4 protein-coding genes are annotated in these 5494 nt (G+C 60.2%); 1 reads left to right on the forward strand and 3 read right to left on the reverse strand.

The window, feature by feature from the left end:
• Positions 1-134: 134 nt before the first annotated feature.
• The 3 genes from WBB85_RS13415 to WBB85_RS13425 form a co-directional block, all read right to left on the reverse strand.
• Positions 135-1400, reverse strand: coding sequence for an ABC transporter permease (locus tag WBB85_RS13415; RefSeq protein ID WP_432639115.1), 1266 nt, complete (start codon positions 1398-1400; stop codon positions 135-137).
• A gap of 5 nt (positions 1401-1405) precedes the next feature.
• Complete coding sequence (locus WBB85_RS13420; protein ID WP_432639112.1) at positions 1406-2212, reverse strand: taurine ABC transporter ATP-binding protein; 807 nt, start codon at positions 2210-2212, stop codon at positions 1406-1408.
• A 135-nt stretch (positions 2213-2347) separates the two neighbouring features.
• Positions 2348-3346, reverse strand: coding sequence for an ABC transporter substrate-binding protein (locus WBB85_RS13425; RefSeq protein ID WP_432639113.1), 999 nt, complete (start codon positions 3344-3346; stop codon positions 2348-2350).
• A 415-nt stretch (positions 3347-3761) separates the two neighbouring features.
• On the opposite strand from WBB85_RS13425, the gene tpa reads away from it, so the two are divergent.
• On the forward strand, positions 3762-5141 hold the full coding sequence (gene tpa / locus WBB85_RS13430; protein WP_432639114.1) for a hypotaurine--pyruvate aminotransferase Tpa: 1380 nt from the start codon (positions 3762-3764) through the stop codon (positions 5139-5141).
• The last annotated feature ends 353 nt before the right edge of the window (positions 5142-5494 follow it).

The following is a 5494-nucleotide window of genomic DNA, read 5'->3' on the forward strand; positions in this document are numbered from 1 at the left end:
CGGCTTGCGAAGAGGTGCGGCAACGACTGCCTATCCAGAAAGCGAGGTACCGTGCAAGTGAGGCATGGACGCCAAAAAAAAAGCCCCGGCGACAGGCGCCGGGGCAGTTGGGAGCGTCGTTCAGTTACGTCGTGTCAGGCGCGGCCCTTCCAGGGCACGAGCCACTTCTCGGCCATGCGCATCAGGATATCGATGCCGAAGCCGATCAGGCCGATCAGGATGATCCCCATGATGACAATGTCGGTCAGCTGGAATTTCGAGGCGACCATGATCATCATACCCGCGCCCCTTTCGGCGGCGACCAGTTCGGCGGCAACGACCGTACCCCAGCAGACCCCCATCGCCACTCGTGCACCGGTGAAGATGTCGGGCAGCGAGTTCGGCATGATCACATGGCGCATGATCTGCCATTTCGAGGCGCCAAGCGAATAGGCCGCATGAACCTTGGTGATCCGGACGCCGGAAACACCGGACCGGGCGGCGATCGCCATGATCCAGAGGGCAGCGAGGAAGAGAAGGATGATCTTGCCCGTCTCGCCGATACCTGCCCAGATGATCACCAGCGGGATCAGCGCCAGCGGCGGTACCGGACGCATGAATTCGACGATCGGATCGAACCAGCCGCGGAACCAGTCCGACAGGCCCATCGCGTATCCAAGAGGAATGCCCACGATGGCACCGCAAATAAAGCCGACGACCACGCGGAAGAGCGAATAGCCGAGATGCTGCAGAAGCGTGCTGCCACGGTAGCCTTCGTTCATGATATCCACGAACCGGCTGGCCACGGCTTCGGGCGAGGGCAGCCAGATCGGGTCCATCTGCAACCCGAGTGGCGGGGCGAACTGGATCGCGCCCTTGTCGCTGAGCGATACTGTGCTGCCGCTGACATTGATGGTCTGGCCGGGGGCGATGGACTTGCCATCGATGGCAACGACCTTGGCACCCTCTTTGCGGGTGACCTCATCGTTCTTGTCGAAGATGATCGTGGTGGAACGGCCTGAAGCCATCGACAGCACATCGTTCTTGGCAAAACCGTCGCCGGGCTCGACCGTGGGTTCTGCCACGTCCTCACCATGCTTGTGCACAACGACGCTGATCGTGGCGTCATCGCGGGTGCCGTCTGCAGCTTCCAGCGTATAGGTCAGTTCGGTTGCACCGATGAACGGGCCGGGCGCGTGCAGGAACGAGGGCAGGAGCTTCGAGCCGGTGAACGACCCCCAGATGAGGAACAGCGTCAGGATCGATACGACGCTCGCCACCCGGTTCGGCGTGACCGCGCTTTCGTCACCAAAGGTCACGGTCTTCAGCGAGGTATAGTCGGACCGGGCCTTGTGGACGAGGAATTTGGTGGCAACGAAGCTGCCGACGAAGATTGCGACATAGACCGCAAGGATGATCAGACCGGTCATTGCGCTGCCTCCGTGCGTCCCATGATTTCTTCTTCCATGTTCCAGATCATCGCGAGGATTTCCTCGCGCTTGACGGCGAAGTCAGGGTGTTTCTTGACCTCGCGCAGATCCTTGCCGACGCCGAGATCGGCGAAGGGCAGGCGGTATTCCTTGTGGATGCGGCCGGGGCGCGGGGCCATGACCACCAGACGCTCGCCCAGAAGCAGCGCCTCTTCCACCGAATGGGTGATGAGGATGATGGTCTTGCCCGTCTCTTTCCAAAGCTTGAGGACAAGGCTTTGCATCTTTTCCCGCGTCAGCGCGTCGAGCGCGCCCAAGGGTTCGTCCATCAGGATGACATCGGGGTGGTTGGCCAGGCAGCGGGCAAGAGCCACGCGCTGCTGCATGCCGCCCGAAAGCTCATAGATCGCCTTTTCCTTGAAGTCCCTGAGGCCGACGATATCGAGAAGGTGATCCACCTCCTTGCCGTAATCGGCCTCGCCCTGACCGCGCATGCGGGGACCGAAGCTGACATTGTCGCGCACGTTCATCCATTCGAACAAGGCACCCTGCTGAAAGACCATGCCGCGTTCGGCATCGGGCCCGGTGACCGGGTGGCCGTTCAGTACCAGCTTGCCCTCGGTCGGTGCCAGAAAGCCTGCAGCGATGTTGAGAAGGGTGGTCTTGCCACACCCCGACGGGCCAAGGACGCTCAGAAGCTCGCCCGGCGCCAGATCAAGGCTGACATTTTTCAGTGCCTGCACTGACGAGCCGTTGGGCAGGTCGAAGCGCATAGACAGGTTTTGTATGGAAAGTCCGGCCATTTCGCCACTTTCTTGAGGTGATTTCGAAGAAGACAATCGCGGGCAATCGTCAAAAAACAGGGCAGCGCGACGCACGACCCTTCAGTGAGCGAAAAGGGTCCGGGCGATGCCGCCCGGACCCGGCTCAACCGGTACTTACATGCCCGACGCAGCCGTGAGTGCGCCGGTGTTCACCGCACCATCATAGCTGTCGAGCGCTGCATCAATGGAGCCCGCGGCGACGAAGACATCGGCCACACCCTTCATGAAGGTCTGGGCACCACCGCCGAGCCATTTGGCGCTGAGCTGCTCTTCCACGGTCGGGAAGACGAAGGTCGCCATGGTCTCTGCCGTTGCGGTTTCATCCATGCCGGCATCCGCGGCGATGACCGGCAGCATTTCGGCGTGGTTCGCCTCATCCGCCCACATCGCGTTGGCATCTGCCGTCACTTTGAGGAACTTCGACAGCAGTTCCGGCTCACCCGAAACGAAGGAGGCAGGGGCCGAGGTCACGTCGAAGACGAGAATGCCCAGCTCTTCCTTTTCAGCGCCGGTCAGCAGGACGTTGCCGTTTTCCACCATCCGCCGCAGGGCACCGCCCCAGCCGCAGACCATGTCGAGCGAGCCCTGCGCGAAGGCGGCAGCGCCGTCTGGCGGGGCCATGTCGACGATTTCCATGGTCGAGGTGTCGACGCCGAAATGTTCCATCTGCTTGAGGAAGCCGTAATGCGCGGCGGTGCCGATCGGAATGGCGACTTTCTTGCCGGCAAGCTCACCGGCATTGGTCTTGTCGATCTCAAGATCGGTGCGCACGACGCAGTTGTCGTTCTCGGCATAGGACACAGCGACGTCGACGGTCTGGATGTCCTGACCGGCCGAGGTGGCGACGACGAAGGGCGGCACACCCTGGCTGACGGCGATCTGCACGTCTCCGCTCGCCATCGCTGCCGACATCGCGGTGCCGGTGTCGAAGCTGCGCCAGTTGATCTTGACGCCCATCTCTTCTTCATAGGTGCCTTTGACCTTCGCATATTCGAAAGGCATCGGCCATTCGAGGAAGTAGGCGACGGTGATTTCGTCAAGGGCATTGGCTGCCTGACTTCCGGCCATGAGGGCCATTGCGGCGACTGCGGTCGTCAGTGTCTTGGTCTTCATTTGGTCTCTCTCCCTGAGTTGATCCGGTCGTTTGCTGCGCACCATGATCCACACCACGATGCTGTCGAAGGAGGTTTTGGTATAGGGCCAGATTGGGGTGGTAATGTATATCCAGAATGGTCTGGATTAGCCTTGTCTAAGCAGTCCACCCCAAACGCGCCTCCCCTCGCATCCGGGCAATTCCGCGCCGTTCTTGCGCAGCAGGCAAGCGCCGACGGGTATTTTTCAGGACCGGGAAGCGCAGGTTTCGGAAAGTGAAACATCGACGCGGAACTGGTCTTATCTGAGTGCGCCCTCTGGCCCTACGGGCGGTGGCGGATTCGTGGTGATTTCACCTCAAAGACCGGTGTCGCAATGGCGTGTCCGTCACGGGGCGCTATATGCGGGACGGCAGGCTTCAACAAAGGTGAGCAAGATGAATAACTCTGTCTATTCAAACGATATTTCCGAAGTGATCGAGGCCGATCGCGCCCATCTCTGGCATCACCTGATCCAGCACAAGCCGTTTGAGACGAATGACCCGCGCGTTATCGTTGAAGGCAAGGGTATGCGCGTCTGGGATGCCAAGGGCACAGAATTTCTCGATGCGGTGTCGGGCGGCGTCTGGACGGTGAATGTAGGCTATGGCCGCGAATCCATTGCCAAGGCGGTCTATGACCAGCTGATCAAGGTGAACTATTTCGCCAACTCGGCCGGTTCGATCCCCGGTTCGATCTTCGCCAAGAACCTGATCGAAAAGATGCCGGGCATGGCCCGTGTCTACTACACCAACTCAGGCTCCGAGGCTAACGAGAAGGCCTTCAAGATGATTCGTCAGATCGCGCACAAGCGCTATGGCGGCAAGAAGCACAAGATCCTCTACCGCGACCGCGACTATCACGGGGCGACCATCGCCACGATGTCGGCGGGCGGCCAGGATGAGCGCAACGCGCAATACGGTCCCTTCGTGCCGGGCTTCGTCAAGGTTCCGCATTGCCTCGAATACCGCAAGCAGTGGGATGTGGAGAATTACGGCGAACGCGCCGCCGACGCGATCGAGGAAGTGATCCTGCGCGAAGGCGCCGATACGGTCGGCGCGCTCTGCCTTGAGCCGGTGACCGCAGGTGGCGGTGTCATCACGCCGCCGCAAGGCTATTGGGAGCGGGTGCAGGAGATCTGCAAGAAATACGATATCCTGCTGCATATCGATGAGGTCGTCTGCGGCGTTGGCCGTACCGGCACCTGGTTCGGGTATCAGCAATACGGCATCAAGCCGGATTTCGTGACGATGGCCAAGGGCGTTGCCTCGGGCTATGCCGCCATCGCCTGCATGGTAACGACCGAAGAGGTCTTCAACATGTTCAAGGAAGACGCTTCGGACCCGATGGGCTATTTCCGCGACATTTCCACCTTCGGCGGCTGCACGGCCGGTCCGGCGGCGGCGATCGAGAACATGCGGATCATCGAGGATGAGGGCCTGCTGGAAAACACGGTGAAGATGGGTGAGCGTACGGTGAACAACCTGCGCGCGCTGATGGAAAAGCACCGGGTGATCGGCGATGTGCGCGGCAAGGGGTTGTTCTGTGGGGCCGAACTGGTGGCCGACCGTCAGACCAAGGAGCCGGTCGACGAGAAAAAGGTCCAGGCCGTGGTCGCCGAATGCGGCGCGCAGGGCGTGATCATCGGTGCGACCAACCGCTCGCTGCCGGGCTTCAACAACACGCTCTGCCTGTCGCCGGCGCTGATCGCGACCCCCGACGATATCGACCAGATCACTGGTGCCATCGACAAGGCGCTGACCAAGGTGTTCAACTGACGTTTCAAGAGCTGGGTTTCATTGCAAGTACAAGCATTCGAACGAAAAAGGTTCGAACGCTGACGTAGTGTGAACTCTAAACGCCAATAACATCCGTCGGGTCAGGTTCCCGGCGGATGTTTTTTTAATTGTTGCTACGGATCGCACTCAACCGGCAAATGGGGCAGGTGGTTGCCGCCTGCTATAGTGTGCTGCAGGTCACAGCAATTGCCCCTCTTGCATCGCTGCACCTTAGCCAGATGTCGAACAGAGATGTCGATCCAGCGTGCTTGTAGCTTTGTTTGACATCGCTCCAATTCGGATCCTGCTCAAAAAAGCTCTGCCAAGTAAAACTCTGGTCATCGATATAGCTG

The organism is Albidovulum sp. (assembly GCF_049646345.1).
In the GTDB taxonomy this organism is placed as follows: Bacteria; Pseudomonadota; Alphaproteobacteria; order Rhodobacterales; family Rhodobacteraceae; genus Albidovulum.